Raw genomic sequence first — 18,503 nt, 5'->3', positions numbered from 1 at the left:
CTGGTCTATTTCACCGCCTCCACCTTGATACGCTCGTTCGGCGCCTCGCCGAACATCTCCGGCGCATACAGCGCCTCGACGCGGCTCGGCGGCAGCGCGAAGTCGCCGACGTTGTTGAGGCGCACCGTGTACTCCATCTTCACCACGCCCTTGGGCAGGTACTCGTAGTAGCTGCGGAAGGCCTCGAAGCTGCGCTCCTCGAAGGCGGCCCAGCCGGCGCCCGTCTTCTTCTCGCCCTGGGTCGCGATCTGCGAGTCGCGACCGAGGCCGCCGCCGAGGATGGTCGCGCCGCCGGGGATCGGGTCGGTCACCGCGACCCAGGTCATGTCGGCGCTGGCATTGATCTCCAGCGTCACGCGCAGCACGTCGCCGCGCGTGTAGATGCCCTTCACGGCCTGCTCGACCGGCGTGACGGTCTTCTTGATCGCATAGCCCGCCGCGAACGGCGCCTTGAGCTGCACCGCGGCGATCGACTGCAGCGTGAGCCAGGGCTTTCCGCTGCCGCTTTGCGTCACCAGCAGCGTGTCGTGCGCCGCGCCCGCGGGCCACGGAAGGAACATGCTGTTGTTGCGCAGGTTGCCGGGCGAGGCCGGTGCACCGAAGAAGGTGGTCTGGTTCGGTGCGCCACCCGCGTCGCCGGTCTTGATGCGCTCGACCTTGCGCCAGTCGACCTGCGCCTTGGCCGCGCCGAGGGTCGCTGCGGTGATGCCGGCGACCGGCGCGCTCTCGAATTGCTTGGAGAACTTCTCCAGCGCGAGCCCGCCCCACAGGTTGGCGGTGGTGGTGTGCCAGGCGCCGTTCTGCTGGCGGCCGATGAAGCCGTTGACCAGCTTGGCCGTATCGTCCTTCCAGGCCGGGTCGTCCATCACCGCGAGCAGCAGGCGCGCGGTGTTGACGTCGCCGTTGACCATCAGCCACCACCAGTAGTCGTCCTGCTCGGTGCTGAAGATCAGCTTGGTGCCCTGGTAGCTCAGGCGCGCCTTCAGCACGTTGTTCGCCTCGTCCATGCGCTGCTGGCGCTGCGGCACGTCCGTCACGCGCTTGAGGATGTTGAGCCAGTCGATCACCGCACTGGTCGGCCATTGGTTGGGCGCGATGGTGATGCTGCCGGTCATGCGGCCTTGCGCCTTGCCATAGCGCGACAGCGCTTCGAGCGCGGCGAGCTTGCGCACATCGAGGTCCTTGCGCGGGCTCCAGAAGTCGCGCTGAATCTTGCCCTCGACGAAGGCGATCAGGCCCTCGGTCATCGGCGTCACCACGTCGTCGGGCAGCGCGAAGGCGGGGTCGAGCGCCGCGGCTTCGTTGGTGGCCGCGAGCACGTAGGCGGTCAGCGTGTCGCTGCCGCGGTTGGCCTCGCCGTCGCGCGGCGGGAAGTAGCTGGCCAGGCCGTCGCCGTCGAGGTAGCTCGGCAACTGCGCGACCACCTGCTGCCAGGCCTTGCCGTCGCGCAGCCCGACTGACTTGCTGGTCTTCTGCTCCAGGCAGATGTAGGGATAGTTGGCGAACCAGTCGCGCACGCCGGTCAGCCCTTCGGCCAGCCGCGGCTGCAGCGAGAGCTTGAGGCCGCCGCGCCCGGGCAGTGCATCGGCGGGCGGCGCGACGTCGAGCGTGAACGGCCCGTCGAGCTGCACCAGCGTGGCCTGCTGCACGGTCAGCGGCACGGCCGGCACGATGCGCTGGCGCACCTTCAGCGCATCGCGCGCGCCGCCGAGCGTGTCGTGGGCCTCGATCTCCCACAGGATGGCTTCGGCGCGCGTCTGCGCGAGCTGCGCGGGCGCGGTCACCGTCCATGCGAGCTCGCGCGCTTCGCCGGCCGGGATGTCGACCGTTTGCGGCGCCAGCGTGAGCAGCGTCGCGCGCGGCGCGGCCTCGACCTTCATCGGCTTCTGCGTCGTGTTGCGCAGCGTGATCTGGGCGCGGAACTGGTCGTCCTCGCGCACCAGCGGCGGCAGGCCGCTGACGATCTGCAGGTCCTGCGTGGCCTGGATCGAGGTCTGGCCGGTGCCGAAGAGGCCGGTGCCTGCATCGGCCACGGCGACGATCCTGAAAGTGGTCAGCGCGTCGTTGAGCGGCACGGTCACGGTGGCCTGGCCGTTCGCATCGAGCACCACTGCGGGGTTCCACAGCAGCAGGGTGTCGAGCAACTCGCGCGTCTGGGCCTTGCCCCCGCCGCCGCCCGCCGGCACGGCCTTGCGGCCGTAGTGGCGACGGCCGACGATCTCCATCTGCGCGGTCGAGGTGCTCACGCCCCAGCTGCGCCGCTGCAGCATCGCATCGAGCAGGTTCCAGCTGTCGTTGGGCATCAGCTCCAGCAGCGCCTGGTCGACCGCGGCCAGCGCCACTTCGGCGCCTGCGGCCGGCTTGCCGCCGGGCAGCCTGGCCGAGATGGTGATCTGCGCCTTGCCGCGCACCGGATAGCTGGGCTTGTCGCTCGTCACCTTGACGTCGATCAGGTGCGCCTGCGTGCCGACGCGGATCTCGGCGAGGCCGAGCCGGAAGGCCGGTTTGCTGAGATCGACCAGCGCGGTCGGCGCGACGTACTCCTTGCCCTCGTACCAGAAGGCGGTCCACCATTCGCGCGGCGCCTTGTAGCCCCAGGTGAAGAAGCTGTACCACGGCACCTCGCGCAGCCGCCCGCGCAGCGCGAGCACGCTCACGTAGGCGTTCGGCCCCCACTCGGGCTTCACCTGCAGCGTGACGGTCGGGTCCTTGCCGTCGAGCTGCACCACGTGGGTTTCGATCACGCCCTCGCGCTCGACCGACACCAGCGCGGTCGAGAAGCGGAACGGGCTGCGCACCTGGAACTTGGCGGTCTCGCCGGGCTGGTAGTTCTTCTTCTCGGGCAGCACGTCGATGCGGTCATGGTCCTCGCCGCCGAACCAGAGTTCGCCCTGCTTCGTCACGTAGACTGAACTCGCGGCGCGGCTGTCGCGGCCGTCCTTGTCCGTGGCGCTGGCGATCAGTTCGACCTCGCCCGCCTCCTTGAGTTCGGCCTCGCACAGCAGCAGGCCGCGCGCGTCGCTCTTGCCACTGCAGATGGTGCCGATGTCCTTGACGTCGGTCTTGTTGTCGTAGGTGTAGAAGCCGCCCACCATGCGCTTGCGGCTGGTGGTGGTGATGCGGGCGACGGCGCGCACGTTGAGCGTCACGCCTTCCTGCGGCTTGCCCGACAGGTCGAGCGCCAGCGCCTGGAACCTGAGCTTCTGGCTGGTGGAGACCCAGCCTTCGGTCTTCACGCCCGCGATCACCGAGGCCGGCCACAGCGTCTGCACGCTGCTCAGCGTCTGCACCTCGCCGTTCGGGTCGGCGTAGGTGGCTTCGAGCAGCAGCTCGCGCGGCGTCGCCTTGGCGAGCGGGATCTTGTCGATGCTGAGCTTGCCGGCGCCGTTGCGGTCGAGCGTGAGCGGCAGCTTGTCGGCGATGACGCGCGCGTCATCGCCGACGGCGGGCGCATCGCCGGTGTCGGTGGCGACGGTGCCATCCTTGGTCGGCGGCGAGAAGCTGAAGGCATCGAAGTCGGCGAAGGCGAGGCTCTTGCCGCGCACCATCGCCGAGACACGCACCGGCAGGTTGGCCGCGCCGCCGCCGGCCACGTAGTTGACCTGCACATCGGCCGGCAGTGTCGTGGCGGCCACCAGCGGCTTCTTGTCGCTCGGCGTGATGCGGCCTTCGAGCACGGGCAGCCGGAACTCCTCCACGCGGAACTCGCCGGTGGCGTAGCTGCGCTGTCCGCCTTCGCCGGCATCGGCGTCAGCGCCGTTCTTGCCGTTGCGCAGCTCGACCTGGTAGACGCCGAGCTTGGCAGCCGGCGGGATCGCGAAAGTGTTCTCGCCGCTCTCGCCGCCGGTCGCGGTCTTGCGCCACTTGATCGGCTGGGTGTATTGCTGGCCGCTGCCGACGTGCGTGATGACCAGCGTCTCGGGCAACGTGTCGGGCAGGCCGAAGCCGGTGCGGGTCTGGGTGCGGATCAGGTGCTTCATCGACACTGTCTCGCCGGCGCGCAGCAGCGTGCGGTCGAAGATGGTGTGCGCGATGCGGTCGGGCTCGGGCTGCAGGCTGGTCGGCACGTTGAAGCGCCAGGGCTCGATGCCGCGCTGCCAGTCGCTCCAGGTGAAGGCCAGGTCGTTCACGCCCTCGGCGTCCTTGGCGCGGGCGCTCACGAAGTAGGCGCCGCCACCGCTGTCGTCGGCATCTTCGTCGGCTGCACCAGGGCAGCCCGGCGCATTGGGCGAGATGCCGGCGAGCTCGACCAGCCCGCGCGCATCGGTCGTGCCGGTGGCCACCTGCTTGCCGTCGCAGCTCGACACGCGCACGGCGGCATTGGCGACCACCTGGCCCTTGTCCAGCGTCGTGACCCAGGCCACCGCGTTCTCGCGACCGAGCTTGAAATGCACTGCGAGGTTGGTCGCGAGCGCGGTGGTGCGCACGTACATCGTGCGGCCGCTGCCATAACGATCATCGAGCAGCGCATCGCCGAGTTTCTGCGACGCGATCTCGAGCACGTGGAAGCCGGGCGTGAGCGGGATGCCGATCACCTCGAAGGGGCGCGGGTCGCCGCTCTCGGACTTGGGCATGTCCAGCGTCCTGACGCCGCCCTGGCCGCCGAGCAGCGACACCATGCGGGTCTGGATGTCGTCGGCATCGTCCTTGTCGATCACCTTCGGCAGCGCGGCCTTGACGTCGCGCGCCGCCTCCTTGCGCGAGATCGTGGTGTTGCTGTCGTAGCGGCGCACCTTGCGGAACCACGCGATGATCTCGGCGTCGGTCTTCGGATTCATGTCGCTGACTTTGCCCGGCGTCAGCGCCTGCACCTGCAGCGCGGTCTCGACACGCCGCACCGTGACCGGCATCAGCGCCACGCCGCCGGGTTCGGCCAGGCGCTCGACCACGCCGAAGGGCGAGGCCGCGAACTTGGCCAGCGGCGGCATCGCGCCGGTGGCGACCTTCATCGGGAAGCTGTCGGGTGCGGCCAGCGCGCGGCCCGATGCGTCCTGGAACTTCGGCGGCAGCTCGATGCTGAACTGCCCTTGTTCCGCGAAGGGCGGCGGGAAGCTCACCGAATCGACCACTGCGTCGTCGTCGGGCGGCGCGTTGCCGTCGTCGTCGAATTTGGGTTTGAAGAGCTTGTCGCCGCCCTTGAGTGTGATCGCCGCGGCCAGCTTGCGCGACACCGGCGCGTTGAACCGCAGCACCAGCGGCTTGAGCGGCAGGCAGGCGGACTGCGCGTTCTCGCGCTCGCAGGTGAAGGACACGGCGAAGGGCTCGCGCACCTCGAACTTGAGCCGCCGCTCGATGGTGTTGGGCACGCCCGAGGGCGTGGCCACGCCCTTGCCGTAGACCAGCTGCACGCGGCTGGCCGGCGTCAGCGTGCGGTTGCATTGCAGCGTGACGAAGCGCAGCGGCGCCTTCTCGGCCTGCTTGTCCAGGCCCAGGGACTTGAGCAATGCCGCGCGCTGCTCGCCCTCGATGAGCCGCACAGGAATGCGCTCGCCGATGCCCTCGGCCGCGCACCACACGTTGTCGCGCACGCTGTCGAGCGTGGCCGGACCATTGAGCTGCAGCATGAAGAGCTGCTGCTCGTCGATCTTGCCGTAGCTCGGCTGCCAGCTGCGGATGAAGGGGCCGCCGGTGCTGAACTGGTAGCGCTCGGGGCCGCTCAGGTCGGAGCCCGAGGCCGACTTGAAGGCGGCGACCCGCGTGACGGTGCAGCGCACGCCGGGCGGCAGGTCATCCTCGAAGTCGAAGACCCATTGCCGGTCGGCGGTCCAGCGGCCGTTGCCCTTGCCGGCCTGTGCGTCGCTGCAGCTCACGGCCAGCGGTGCCGGCGCCTTCGGGTCGCCGAAGCTGACGGCGGCCTGGTCGAACTTGGCGACCACCTGCCGCACGCGGGCGACTTCGCCCTGCGGCGTGAGGCTGGTGATCTGCAGCGCATGGGCGCCGAGGGCGGCCAGGGTCAGCACGGCAGTGGCCAGCGCACGCATCGTCGTTCTTGTTTTCAACAGTCTTCTCCTTCGGGCTCGCAGCGTAGCGCAACTCGACGCCAAGGCCCCTGATGCGCAGGATCGCTCCACTATGATCGATCGGTATGAAACTCCTGTTCAGCCATCCCGCGGGCAACCAGAACGTCCGCGCGATGCTCGACGCCCTGGACAGGGCGGACATGCTGGCCCGGTTCGCGACCACGCTCGCCGCCTCGCCGCACGGCCTGGCGGCGAAGCTGCTGCCGGGCGGGCTTCGCCGGGAGCTCCAGCGGCGGCAGTTCGACCTGCCGCCGGAAAAGATCCTGCAGCATCCGTGGCGCGAAGTCGCGCGCGCGGTCTGCGGCAAGGCCGGCTGGAACCACTGGCTGCGGCACGAGGAAGGCTTCGCCTCGATCGACGGCGTGATCCGCGACTTCGATCGCTTCGTCGCGAAGTCGCTGCCCGGGCTGCACCGCCGGCATCGGCTGGGCGCCGTCTATACCTACGAGGACGCCGCGCTCGACACCTTCCGGGCGGCCAAGGCACTGGGCCTGAAGCGCGTCTACGACCTGCCGATCTCCTATTGGGAAACGGGCCGCCGGCTGATGCAGGAGGAAATGCAGCGCGTGCCCGAATGGGCCGAGACGCTGGGCGGCGGCATCGCCGACTCGCAGGCCAAGCTGGACCGCAAGACGCAGGAGCTGGAACTGGCCGACCTGGTGGTGGTGCCCAGCCGCTTCGTGGCCGATTCGCTGCCGGCCTGGGCGTCGCAGAAGGCGTGGGTTCTGTCGCCCTTCGGTTCGCCGGTGTCGCGCGGCGGCGCAGCGCGGCCGCCGGACGATCCCGCGCGGGCGCTGCGGGTGCTGTTCGTCGGCTCGATGGGCCAGCGCAAAGGGCTGGCCGACCTGTTCGCGGCCATGCGCCTGCTCAAGGGCGAGAACATCGAGCTGATCGTCATGGGTGCGCCGCAGACCGACCTGGCCTTCTACCGGCGCCAGTACGACGGCTTCACGCACGAAGGAGGCCGGCCGCATGCCGAGGTGCTGGCGCTCATGCGCAGCTGCGATGTCTTCTGCCTGCCTTCGCTCTATGAAGGCCGCGCGCTGGTGATGCAGGAGGCCATGAGCCAAGGGCTGCCGGTGGTCATCACGCCCAACACGGGCGGCGACGATCTGGTGATCGACGGCCGCACCGGCTTCCTGGTGCCGATCCGCGCGCCCGAGGCCATCGCCGAAAAGCTGGCCTGGTTCAATCAGAACCGGCAGGCGCTGCCGGCGATGCGGGAGGCCGCCGTGCAGCACGCCGCCACCTACACCTGGAAGCACTACGGCGATGTCGTGGTCGATGCCATTCGTCAACTCGCCTGACCGCCGAACCGCATCACTGTCCGACGCGCAGGGGTCGATGAAGCGCTACTGGGAAATCGATGCATTGCGCGGGCTCATGCTCGTGCTGATGACGCTCACCCATCTGCCCAGCCGCCTGACCGATCCGATGGGGCAGCCCATCGGCTTCGTCTCGGCGGCCGAAGGCTTCGTGCTGCTGTCGGCCTTCATGGCCGGGCTGGTCTACAGCCGGCGCGCCTATCGCGAAGGCGTCGACGCGATGCGCCGCGCCTTCTGGCGGCGGGCACTCAAGATCTACCTGTGCCAGGCGGCGACGCTGCTGTTCCTGTTCACGATCATCACGGCGGTCGGACTGCACATCGACCAGCCGGCGGTGAAGAATCTGCTGTCGTACTACCTCGCGCAACCGCACAAGGCCTTCGTCTACTCGCTGCTGCTGGTCTACGAGCCGGCGCTGCTCGACATCCTGCCGATGTACATCTTCTTCATGCTGATGAGCCCGTGGGTGCTGGCCTTCGCGCTGCGCCATGGCTGGACCGGCGTGATGGTGGCGAGCGCGACGCTGTGGGGACTGGCGCAGTTCGGCCTGAGCGAGTGGCTCTACGAACTCGCCGCGCGCTGGCTGGGCCTGCCGGTGCCGTTCCACGAGATGGGCGCGTTCAATGCCTTCGCGTGGCAGTTCCTTTGGTTCGTCGGGCTGTGGATGGGCGCGAGCCGCAACGCGCCCGACGCACGGCCGTTCCGGTTCCCGCGCTGGCTGCTGGCGCTGGCCATGGCCGTGGCCGTCTACGGCATCTGCTGGCGCCATCACGGCATCAATGGCCAGGCACCGTTCGGCGGCGACGTGCAGCGCAACCTGCTGTTCGACAAGTGGCAGCTCGGTCCGCTGCGCATCGTCAACCTGGTGGCACTCGGTATCCTGGTGGTCCGCTTCGGGCCGGGCTTCGTGCAGCGCATCCCGCGCCTGCGCTGGCTCGAAGCGATGGGCTCGGCGTCGCTGCCGGTGTTCTGCGCGCACCTGGTGGCGGTGCTGTCGGTGCTGGCCTTCTACGGCGACAGCCAGACGGTGCGGCCCTGGTGGGGCGACGTGCTGCTGCTGGGCGCGGTGTTCACGTGGCTCTATGGCGTCGCGCGGGCCACGCTCTGGTGGGAAGGGCGGAGCAGGGCCTGAGGGCCACTACCGTGCCGCGGCATCGGCCTGCATCGCGGGCGGCGGCAGATGCGGCCCGATGACCGATTGCCAGAGCCGGTAGCCGTCGTCGTTGAGGTGCAGCATGTCGCTGCGAAAGAGCTCGGGCCGCAGCCGGCCGTCGGCGTCGAGCATCGGCGTGAAGACGTCGATGTACTCGCTGTTGGGCAGGCGGCTCAGGTAGGCCTCGATGATGTGGTTGGTCTCGCGGATCTGCGGCATCAGCTTCTCGCGCGAAGGGCTGGGCTTGACCGAGATGAAGGCGATGCGCGTGTCCGGCAGTTCCGTGCGCACGGTGTTGGCGAAACTGGCGAAGCTTTCGAGCACCTGCATCGGCGTGCGGCCTTCGGCGAGGTCGTTGTCGCCGGCGTACACCAGCACCTCGCGCGGCTGGTAGCGCACCACGAGCTCGTGCGCGAACAGGCTGCAGTCGGCCATGGTGGAGCCGCCGAAGCCACGGTTGATGACCACCGGCTGCCGGCTGAAGTCCTGCGCCACGTGGGTCCAGAACCGGATGGTGGAGCTGCCGACGAACAGCACGCCGTTCCTGCCGGGCGGGCTCTTCTGGTCGGCGCGCGCGAAGGCGGCGAGCTCGCCCTGCCAGCGGGTCTGGGCTGCGAGGTACGCGGGCGAGGGAGGCGCGTCGGTCGCGGTCTGCGCCTGCGACGCGAACGCCCCCAGCAGCGTCAGCGCCAGCGCGGCCAGACGGATCGCGGTCTTCATCGTCAGAGCGTCTTCTCGATCAGCGGGCCCTTGAAGAGCACCGGCCCGGTCGGACCGCGTTCGCTGGGCACGCCGCCGCGCGGCTCGAGGCTCACCGCCAGCGCCGGCACGGCACGCACGTCGGCTTCCGTGGCCTTGAGTTTGAGGGCCTGTTCATGGCTCAACACGCCGAGCGAGCGCGGCGCGCCGCCGGGCGGCAGCGCCCAGAGCTGCAACGACTTGTCGCTGCCTTCCTGGTAGCTGCCGACGCGCTGCAGCACCAGCTGGCGGTTCTTGGGGTCGAAGGTCACGAGCATCGAGGCGGCGGCCTTGTCGTCCGACAGCACGGCCACGTACTGCACGGCCGGCGCATGGCGCAGCTGCTCGCTCAGGTTGACGCCGACCACCACGGCCGCGACGGTCGCGAGCGCGCCCGCCGCTGCCGCGCCGCGCCAGAGCGCAAGGCTGCGCAGCCAGCCGCCCTCAGCGCGCTGCGGCGCCGGCGTTTCGCGCTGGCGCGAGAGCGCCTGCTGCTGTTGCTCGGCCTCGATCAGGTTGCGGATGCGCACCCAGACGGCGGCATCGGGCACCACGGTCGGCTGCATCTCGGTCATGCTGGCGAGCCGGCCCTGCCACACCAGCGCGGCCGCGCGCACGGGCGCCTGCTCGCGGGCGATGGATTCGAAGCGGCGCCGCGCGCCGCCGCGCAGCGTGCCGAGCGCATGGCTGGCGGCCAGCAGTTCGAGCAGTCGGGGATGGGCGGACAGGTTCATGCGGTCCTCACGCGAATCGCTGCATGCAGGTGCGCAGCTTCTCCAGGCCGCGCCGGATCCAGGTCTTGACGGTGCCCAGCGGCAGCTTGAGCTGCTGCGCCAGTTCGCTGTGGCTGAGGTCGCGCAGATAGGCCAGGCTCACGACCTCGCGCTGACGTCCCTCGAGCTGGCTCAGGCACTGGTGCAGCGCCCAGGCCTGTTCGCTCGCATCGGCGCTGTCCATCGGATTGGTCGCATCCGATTCGAAAGTCTCGGCCATCACGTCGTCGAATTCCTGCGTGAGCTGCGCCCGGTCGGCCGTGCGCCGACGCAGCAGGTCGAGCGATCGGCTGCGCACGATCAGGCCCAGCCAGGCCAGCGGCGGGCTGAGCGAGGCGCGGTAGTCGCCGGCCACGCGCCAGATGGTCAGGAAGGATTCCTGCAGCACGTCCTCGGCCCACTCGCGCTGCCGCACGACGCGCATGGCGAGGCCGAAGAGCTTGGGGGAAGTGCGGTCGTAGAGCAGGCGAAGGGCCGCTTCGTCTCGATGGCCAACGCGATCGATCAGCGCCATCAGTTCGGCGTCGGGACTGGGTGCACTCATGCGTGGATTGTCGGACATCGATCGGCATGTTAGCGGTACGGTCCCGGCACCCCGTCGGATTCAAGGCTGGGGTCCTGAATCCGAAGGCCGCGTCTCTGCGTAAGCCTGTATGAGGCCGCAATTCGAAAGCGCCGAGTGGATACCCGGCGGTTCGCGGTGCGCTGCGGCCGGCGTTCAGACGCTGTTGCGCCCGATGCCCTGGTAGACAACGCCCGCTTCCTTCATGGTGGCGGGCTCATAGAGATTGCGCCCGTCGAAAATCACGGGCGACTTCATCAGCGACTTGAGGCGCTCGAGGTTCGGGCTGCGGTAGGCCTTCCACTCGGTGACGATGATCAGCGCATCGGCACCGGCGAGCGCTTCCATCGGATCCTTGCCGGCGACGAAGCTGATGCGGTCGAGCAGCGCCGGTGCATCGGCGAAGTCGAGTTGCAGCACGCGCTTCGTCTCCTCGACCGCGATCGGGTCGTGCGCCACCACGCGGGCGCCCGCACGCACCAGCACGTCGAGCACCACGCGGCTGGGCGCCTCGCGCATGTCGTCGGTGTTCGGCTTGAAGGCCAGGCCCCAGAGCGCGAAGGTGCGGCCGGTGAGATCGTTGCCGAAGCGTGTCAGCACCTTGTTGGTGAGCACGCGTTTCTGCTCGTCGTTGACCGCTTCGACCGACTCGAGCACGCGCAGCGCCTGCCCGTGGTCGCGCGCGGTGCGCGTCAATGCCTGGATGTCCTTCGGAAAGCAGCTGCCGCCGTAGCCCGTGCCGGCATAGAGAAAGCTGTAGCCAATGCGCGGATCGGAGCCGATGCCCTGGCGCACCGCCTCGATGTCGGCGCCGACGCGGTCGGCGAGGTTGGCCAGCTCGTTCATGAAGCTGATGCGGGTGGCCAGCATCGCGTTGGCCGCGTACTTCGCGAACTCGGCGGACTTCACGTCCATCACGCGCGTGCGCTCGTGGTTGCGGTTGAAGGGCGCGTAGAGCCTGCGCATCGCGGCCAGCGCCTCGCGGCCGGGCTCGTCGTCGGTGTAGCCGATGACGATGCGGTCCGGGCGCATGAAGTCCTCGACCGCCGCACCTTCCTTGAGGAATTCGGGATTGCTCACGACCGAGAAGCGCAGGTCGGAACGCCCGCGCTTGTCGAGCTCTTCCTGGATCGCTGCGGTGACGCGTTCGGCGGTGCCCACCGGCACGGTCGACTTGTCGACCACGACCTTGAAGCTTTCCATGGTCCGGCCGATGCTGCGCGCCGCGGCGAGCACGTATTTCAGGTCGGCGCTGCCGTCCTCGTCGGGCGGCGTGCCGACGGCGATGAACTGGATGTCGCCGTGGGCGACGGCGGCTTCGACGTCGGTGGAGAAGGTCAGCCGTTTGGCCGCCGCGTTCGATTCGACGACGTCCTCGAGGCCGGGCTCGTAGATCGGGATGCCGCCCTCGTTGAGGGTCGCGATCTTGCGCGCGTCGAGGTCGAGGCAGAACACGTTGTTGCCGATGTCCGCCAGGCATGCGCCGGTGACAAGCCCGACATAGCCGGTGCCGATGATGGTGATGTTCATGGGAGCGTCAGGCGGTCTTGGGTTCCGACAGGATCTGGTCGAAGTAGGCGATGGTCTTCTTGAGCCCTTCGTCGAGCTGGGTGCGCGGGGCCCAGCCGCCGAGCTCCTTCTGCGCCATCGAGATGTCGGGGCGCCGCTGCTTGGGGTCGTCCGCCGGCAGCGGCATGCGCACCAGCTTGCTCTTGGAGCCGGTGATCTCGATCACCTTGTTGGCCAGCTCCAGCATCGAGAACTCGCCGGGATTGCCGATGTTGATCGGGCCCGGCACCTCGTCGCCGGTGGCCATCATGCGCAGCATGGCCTCGACCAGGTCGTCGACGTAGCAGAAGCTGCGCGTCTGCTGGCCGTCGCCGTAGATGGTGATGTCCTGGCCCTTGAGCGCCTGCACGATGAAGTTCGACACCACGCGGCCGTCGTTCAGGTGCATGCGCGGTCCGAAGGTGTTGAAGATGCGAACCACCTTGATGCGCAGCTTGTGCTGGCGGTGGTAGTCGAAGAACAGCGTCTCGGCGCAGCGCTTGCCCTCGTCGTAGCAGCTGCGGATGCCGATCGGATTGACGCGGCCCCAGTAGGCCTCGACCTGCGGATGGATCTCGGGATCGCCGTAGACCTCGCTGGTGGAGGCCTGAAGGATCTTGGCCCGCACCCGCTTGGCCAGGCCGAGCATGTTGATGGCGCCGTGCACGCTGGTCTTGGTGGTCTGCACCGGGTCGTGCTGGTAGTGGACCGGCGAAGCCGGGCAGGCGAGGTTGAAGATCTCGTCCACTTCCACGTAGAGCGGAAAAGTCACGTCGTGACGCATCAGCTCGAAGCGCGGATGGTCGAGCAGGTGCTCGACGTTGTGCTTGGTGCCGGTGAAGAAGTTGTCGACGCACAGGACGTCGTGCCCCTGCTCGATCAGCCGGTCGCACAGATGGCTGCCGAGGAAACCGGCGCCGCCGGTGACGAGCATTCGCTTGGATGCGTTGTATTGCCGCATGGGTGTGGTCACTCCGTAAAAAGTCAGTGAGGGCGCTGCGCGTTCGCGCTGCGCTGTTCGTACATCTTCGCGTCGATCAGCATGCGAAACCACAATGCCTGAAAAAACGCGAAATAGAAGCCTTCCTTGCCGTCCAGAAAGCCAAGCCGAAAGAAGTAGCGGTAGACGAAATAGCTGAGCGCGCGCAGGCCGATCGGCAGCTTGTAGTAGACCTCCTTGATGAAGCGCGTGCGCTCGCGGGCATCGCCCGTGAGGCGCGGCTTCAGGACGTCGTCCGGCAAGGCGCTGGGCCCGAGCTTCTCCTTGGCTTCGGCATCGCTCCAGCGATTGTGGCTCGCGATCCAGTCGCTGAGCTGCGCCGAATTCTTGTCATGCATGAAGCCGTCGATGCGGCCCGGCCTTGCAGGGCTGATGAAGTGCTGGTCGTAGAGCCTCGCTTCGCAGCGCCCCTGGCCCGATCGGAAGAGCCTCAGATGCCAGGGATTGACGCCACTGTGGCGCAGCATCTTGCCCATGAAATAGTCGCGCCGGCGCAGGATGTAGGCGTCGAAGCGCGGCGTGCCGGCCAGCAGGGCCCCGATCTCCTCGACCGCCTGGGCGTCCAGCACCTCGTCGGCGTCCAGGTGCAACTGCCAGGGGTAGGACTTCTCGACCTGCGCGATCGCCCAGTTGCGCTGGTCGCTGTAGTTGACGAAGGGCCGCTGCACGACAGTGCAGCCCAGTTCTTCGAGGATGGCGGGCGTGCCGTCCAGGGAGTGCGAATCGACCGCGAACACGTGCGGGCTGACCTTCTTCGCTGCGCCCACGGTCTCCCGGATGATCGACGCGGAATTGAAAGTGAGAAGGACGACGACGCAGCTGGGATGTTCCATGGCATTCGGAGCGGATGGCAGACGCCGTGGGACGGTACGTTCACCGTCGCGTGGTCTGCCAATGAATGCCAAACTTTAGCACTACATTCTTACATTTGGGAACAAACTTCGGGGGTAAACCCGGATGCATCAGTCCAATCGTGCACGATGTCGCAGGATTTGTTGCCGAACCTGCGCCGGCGCGGTGCCGCCGAGGATGTTGCGGGCATTGAGCGAGCCGCGCAGGCTCAGCACGTCGTAGACATCTTTCTCGATCTTCGGATGGAAGGTCTGCAGCACGGCCAGCGGCAATTCCGACAAGTCCACCTGGTGGGAAATGGCGGCCTTCACGGCATGGGCCACCGTTTCGTGCGCGTCGCGAAAGGGCAGGCCCTTCTTGACCAGATAGTCGGCCAGGTCGGTCGCGGTGGCATAGCCGCGCAGCGCGGCTTTTTCCATGGTCTCGGGCTTGACGGTGATGCCGCCGACCATCTCGGCAAAGATGCGCAGCGTGTCCTTGAGCGTGTCGACGGTGTCGAACAACGGCTCCTTGTCTTCCTGGTTGTCCTTGTTGTAGGCCAGCGGCTGGCCTTTCATGAGTGTGATCAGCGCCATCAGGTGGCCGACCACGCGGCCGGTCTTGCCGCGCGCGAGTTCGGGTACGTCCGGGTTCTTCTTCTGCGGCATGATCGAGCTGCCCGTGCAGAAGCGGTCGGCGATGTCGATGAAGCCGAAGGCCTGGCTCATCCACAGGACCAACTCCTCGCTGAGCCGGCTGATGTGCACCATGGCCAGCGAGGCGGCGGCGGTGAATTCGATCGCGAAGTCGCGGTCGCTGACGGCGTCGAGGCTGTTCTGGCACACCTCGTCCATGCCGAGCGTGCGGGCGACCGCCTCGCGGTCGAGCGGGTAGCTGGTGCCGGCCAGCGCGGCGGCGCCGAGCGGCAGACGGTTCACGCGCTTGCGCACGTCGGCCATGCGCTCGGCATCGCGCGCGAACATTTCGACGTAGGCCAGCATGTGGTGGCCGAAGCTCACGGGCTGCGCCACCTGCAGATGGGTGAAGCCCGGCAGGATCACCTGGACGTTCTTCTCGGCGATCTCGATCAGCGCCTTCTGCAGGTCGGTCAGCAGACCGCCGATGAGGTCGATCTCGCCGCGCAACCACAGGCGCACGTCGGTGGCGACCTGGTCGTTGCGGCTGCGGCCGGTGTGCAGCCGCTTGCCGGCATCGCCGATCAGCTGCGTGAGGCGCGCCTCGATGTTCAGGTGCACGTCTTCCAGGTCGAGCTTCCAGTCGAAGCGGCCGGCTTCGATCTCTTCGCGAATCTGCGTCATCCCGCGTTCGATCGCGGCGTGGTCCTGCGTGCCGATGATGCCCTGGGCTGCCAGCATGCCTGCATGCGCCAGAGAACCCTCGATGTCAGCCTGCCACAGCCGCTTGTCGAAGAAGACGCTGGCGGTGTAGCGCTTGACCAGGTCGCTCATCGGCTCGGAGAACAGGGCGGACCAGGCTTCGGATTTCTTGTCGAGTTGGTTTTGGGTCATGGAAGACGGCCTGGGAGGCAATAATGGGTTTGTCACCCGATGTTTCTGTGATGCGCAACCCATCGATTTTATCGGCCACCTCCGCAGCGCCGGCCGGTGTTCGCCCGCGGGTGCTCGCGCGCCAGCCGGCGGCATCGTTCGATGCATGCCAGATCGGCGTGGTGCTGCGGGCCGTGCTCTTCGTCGAGGCGGTGGCGGCGGTCGCCGCCTTGTTTCTTGCGCCGACGCTGGCCGAGTGGCTGTCGCTGACGGCCGTCGTGACGGGCGGCGCCCTGCCTGCGACACTGCTCTGGCTGCTCGCGGCCTGCGGTCTGAAGAAGCCGCTCGGCCGCCTGCCGAGCCAGGCCCAGTACGGTGCTGGCGTGCTGCTCGGCGCGCTGGCCGGGCTCTACGGCTGCGGGCTGCTGCGGCTGACCGGCGTGCTCGGCACCGCGCCGTGGCTTGCGAGCGCGCTGGCCGGCGCGTTGTTCGCCGGCGTGGCCGTCACGGCGCTGGTGCTGCGCGCCCGTGGCCGAACGCCCGCGGCCACCACCGCGCGGCTCGAAGAACTGCAGTCGCGCATCCGCCCGCATTTTCTTTTCAACACGCTCAACAGCGCCATCGCACTGGTGCGCGAGGAGCCGGCCAAGGCCGAAGCCATGCTGGAAGACCTCAGCGAGCTGTTCCGCCAGGCGCTGGCCGATCCGGGCGAATCGGTCACCCTGGCCGACGAGATCGGGTTGGCCGAGCGCTACCTGGCCATCGAGCAGGTGCGTTTCGGCGAGCGGCTGCGCATTCGCTGGGACCTCGACGCCGCGGCCAGCGACGCGCGCCTGCCGCCGCTGCTGCTGCAGCCGCTGGTCGAGAACGCGGTCAAGCATGGCGTGGAGCCGAGCCCCGACGGCGCCCGGGTCCGCATCCGCACCCAGCGCCGTGGCGGCATGGTGGTGATCGAGGTCGTCAACAGCCTGCCGCCGCTGCGCTGGGCCGATGCGCCGCTGCCGCGCGGCCACGGCATCGCGCTGGCCAACGTGCGCGACCGGCTGCGCCTGCTGCACGACGTGCAGGCGCAGTTCAGCGCCGGCATGGACCAGAAGAACTACCGCGTGCGGATCGCCATCCCCGCCTCCTCATGACTTCACTTCGAACCCTGATCGTCGACGATGAAGCGCTGGCACGGTCGCGCCTGCGCAACCTGCTGGCCGATTGCCGATCGCCGGCGGCCGAAGTGGTGTCGGAGGCCGCGCATGGCAAGGCTGCGCTGCAGCAACTGAACGGCACGCAGATCGACCTCGTGCTGCTCGACATCCACATGCCGGGCATCGACGGCATCGAACTCGCGCGCAGCCTGCGCAGCCGGCCGGAGGCGCCGGCCATCGTGTTCGTCACCGCGCACGCGGTCCATGCCGTCACGGCCTTCGAGCTGGAGGCCGTCGACTACCTGACCAAGCCGGTGCGGGCCGAACGTCTGCAGCAGGCGCTGCAGAAGGCGGAACGCCACCTGAAGGAACGGCGCGCGCCGTCGACGGAAGCGACGCAGGAAGCGCTGGTCATCCAGGACCGCGGCCGCACCGAGCGCGTGCCGCTGGCCGAGGTGCTCTACCTCAAGTCCGAATACAAGTACCTCACCGTGCGGACCGCGTCGCGCAGCCACATCCTCGACGGTTCGCTGGCCGAGATCGAGGATCGCTATCCGGCGCGCTTCGTGCGCGTGCATCGCAATGCGCTGGTCGCGCGCGAGGCGATCCGCGCGCTCGAGAAGTACGACGACGGCGAGGACGCCGAAGGCTGGGCCCTGCGGCTCGAGGGCATTCCCGAGCCGGTGGCGGTGTCGCGCCGCCAGCTGAGCGCGGTGCGCGAAGTGCTCAAGGATCCGCGATGAACGCGCAGGACGAGGACCCGGCCGAACCCGCGGTCCCGCAGCGCGAGCCCGATCGCGTGCTGCTGCACATGCCGGTCGACGTGCGCAGCGCATCGCTGGTGGTGCTCGCCGTGCTGGCCGCGGTGTTCGTGCTGCAGTGGGCGCAGGCGGTCTTCATTCCCCTGATGGTGAGTCTGATGCTGACCTATGCGCTCGCGCCGCTGGTCGACCGGCTGGAGCGCTGGAAGATCTCGCGCTGGATCGGCGCGGCAGCGGTCCTGATCGCGATCGGCGGCGGGGTGGGCTGGACCGGCTATTCGCTCTACGGGAACGCCACCGCGCTGGTCGATTCGCTGCCCCTCGCGGCGCAGAAGCTGCGGCTCGCGGTACGCAGCGGCAACCGGCCCGCCGATCCCAGCGCGATCGACACGGTGCAGAAGGCGGCGGCGCAACTCGAGCAGGCCGCGCAGGAAAATTCGGAGAAGGTCGCCGCGCGCAAGGGCGTCGCGCGGGTGATCATCGAGCGGCCGGCCTTCAATGTGCGCGACTACCTGTGGACCGGCACGGTGGGGCTGCTGAACGCGGCCGGGCAGCTCACGCTGATCGCCTTCCTCACCTACTTCTCGCTGGGCTCCGGCGACACTTTCCGCCGCAAGCTGGTCAAGATCACCGGGCCCAGCCTGCAGAAGAAAAAGATCACGGTGCATGTGCTCGACGACATCACCGGCCACATCGAGCGCTACCTGCTGGTGCAGATCTTCTCGAGCGCGCTGATCGGCGTCGCGACCGGACTGGCCTTCTGGGCGATCGGGCTGGAGAACGCGGCCGTGTGGGGCATCGTGGCGGCGGTGACCAATCTCATCCCGTACATCGGTTCCGTCATCGTGATGGCGGCGGCCGGGCTGGTCGCCTTCCTGCAGTTCAACAGCATCCAGATGGCCCTGCTGGTGGGCGGCACGTCGCTGGTGATCCACACGCTGGTCGGCAACCTGCTGGTGCCCTATCTCACCAGCCGTTCCAGCCGCATGAATCCCGTCGCGGTGTTCGTCGGCGTGATCTTCTGGGGCTGGCTGTGGGGCATCTGGGGGCTGCTGCTGGGCATTCCGATCATGATGGTCGTGAAAGCCATCTGCGACCGCGTCGAAGACTTGCAGCCCATCGGAGAGCTGCTCGGGGATTGATCC

Annotated in this window: 13 protein-coding genes; 5 read left to right on the top strand and 8 right to left on the bottom strand. The window is 68.3% G+C overall.

Translation table 11 applies throughout. The features are described 5' to 3' along the window. Positions 1–5: 5 nt before the first annotated feature. Positions 6–5,981, bottom strand: coding sequence for an MG2 domain-containing protein (locus WDLP6_RS20180; protein WP_162595172.1), 5,976 nt, complete (start codon positions 5,979–5,981; stop codon positions 6–8). A gap of 104 nt (positions 5,982–6,085) precedes the next feature. Between WDLP6_RS20180 and WDLP6_RS20175 the strand changes: the two genes are divergently transcribed. Both WDLP6_RS20175 and opgC read left to right on the top strand, forming a co-directional pair. After that, positions 6,086–7,327, top strand: a complete 1,242-nt coding sequence (locus WDLP6_RS20175) for a glycosyltransferase family 4 protein (RefSeq protein ID WP_162593790.1) — start codon at positions 6,086–6,088, stop codon at positions 7,325–7,327. 37 nt (positions 7,328–7,364) lie between these two features. Continuing rightward, positions 7,365–8,477, top strand: coding sequence for an OpgC domain-containing protein (opgC, locus tag WDLP6_RS20170; RefSeq protein ID WP_162593789.1), 1,113 nt, complete (start codon positions 7,365–7,367; stop codon positions 8,475–8,477). A 6-nt stretch (positions 8,478–8,483) separates the two neighbouring features. Here opgC and WDLP6_RS20165 read toward each other — a convergent pair whose 3' ends face one another. The 7 genes from WDLP6_RS20165 to argH form a co-directional block, all read right to left on the bottom strand. Then, positions 8,484–9,218 carry an SGNH/GDSL hydrolase family protein gene (locus WDLP6_RS20165; RefSeq protein ID WP_162593788.1) on the bottom strand — a complete coding sequence of 245 codons (735 nt, stop codon included), beginning with the start codon at positions 9,216–9,218 and terminating at the stop codon, positions 8,484–8,486. 2 nt (positions 9,219–9,220) lie between these two features. Next, a complete protein-coding gene (locus WDLP6_RS20160) occupies positions 9,221–9,970 on the bottom strand; it encodes an anti-sigma factor (protein ID WP_162593787.1) in 750 nt (249 codons plus the stop codon). 7 nt (positions 9,971–9,977) lie between these two features. After that, positions 9,978–10,553 (bottom strand): RNA polymerase sigma factor, encoded by a 576-nt coding sequence (locus WDLP6_RS20155; RefSeq protein ID WP_174259886.1) that lies wholly within the window; start codon positions 10,551–10,553, stop codon positions 9,978–9,980. Positions 10,554–10,727: 174 nt separating this feature from the next. After that, a complete protein-coding gene (locus WDLP6_RS20150) occupies positions 10,728–12,101 on the bottom strand; it encodes a UDP-glucose dehydrogenase family protein (protein ID WP_162593786.1) in 1,374 nt (457 codons plus the stop codon). Positions 12,102–12,108: 7 nt separating this feature from the next. Continuing rightward, complete coding sequence (locus WDLP6_RS20145) at positions 12,109–13,080, bottom strand: UDP-glucuronic acid decarboxylase family protein (protein ID WP_162568908.1); 972 nt, start codon at positions 13,078–13,080, stop codon at positions 12,109–12,111. Positions 13,081–13,103: 23 nt separating this feature from the next. Continuing rightward, positions 13,104–13,952, bottom strand: coding sequence for a glycosyltransferase family 2 protein (locus WDLP6_RS20140; protein ID WP_162593785.1), 849 nt, complete (start codon positions 13,950–13,952; stop codon positions 13,104–13,106). A 129-nt stretch (positions 13,953–14,081) separates the two neighbouring features. Then, positions 14,082–15,479, bottom strand: coding sequence for an argininosuccinate lyase (gene argH / locus WDLP6_RS20135; RefSeq protein ID WP_162593784.1), 1,398 nt, complete (start codon positions 15,477–15,479; stop codon positions 14,082–14,084). A gap of 50 nt (positions 15,480–15,529) precedes the next feature. Here argH and WDLP6_RS20130 point away from each other — a divergent pair, with 50 nt between their 5' ends. The 3 genes from WDLP6_RS20130 to WDLP6_RS20120 are packed head-to-tail and all read left to right on the top strand — an operon-like array spanning position 15,530 to position 18,500. Continuing rightward, on the top strand, positions 15,530–16,594 hold the full coding sequence (locus tag WDLP6_RS20130; RefSeq protein WP_443083419.1) for a sensor histidine kinase: 1,065 nt from the start codon (positions 15,530–15,532) through the stop codon (positions 16,592–16,594). Continuing rightward, the gene (locus WDLP6_RS20125) at positions 16,591–17,340 is read left to right on the top strand and encodes a LytR/AlgR family response regulator transcription factor (RefSeq protein WP_162593782.1); all 750 of its coding nucleotides are present in this window, start codon (positions 16,591–16,593) and stop codon (positions 17,338–17,340) included. Before WDLP6_RS20130 ends, WDLP6_RS20125 begins: the two co-directional genes overlap by 4 nt. Further along, on the top strand, positions 17,337–18,500 hold the full coding sequence (locus WDLP6_RS20120; protein WP_162593781.1) for an AI-2E family transporter: 1,164 nt from the start codon (positions 17,337–17,339) through the stop codon (positions 18,498–18,500). Before WDLP6_RS20125 ends, WDLP6_RS20120 begins: the two co-directional genes overlap by 4 nt. The last annotated feature ends 3 nt before the right edge of the window (positions 18,501–18,503 follow it).

The organism is Variovorax sp. PBL-E5, assembly GCF_901827185.1.
Taxonomy (GTDB): Bacteria; Pseudomonadota; Gammaproteobacteria; order Burkholderiales; family Burkholderiaceae_C; genus Variovorax.
Note: the sequence above shows the minus strand (reverse complement) of the source record. Positions and strands in the feature narration are given on the sequence as shown.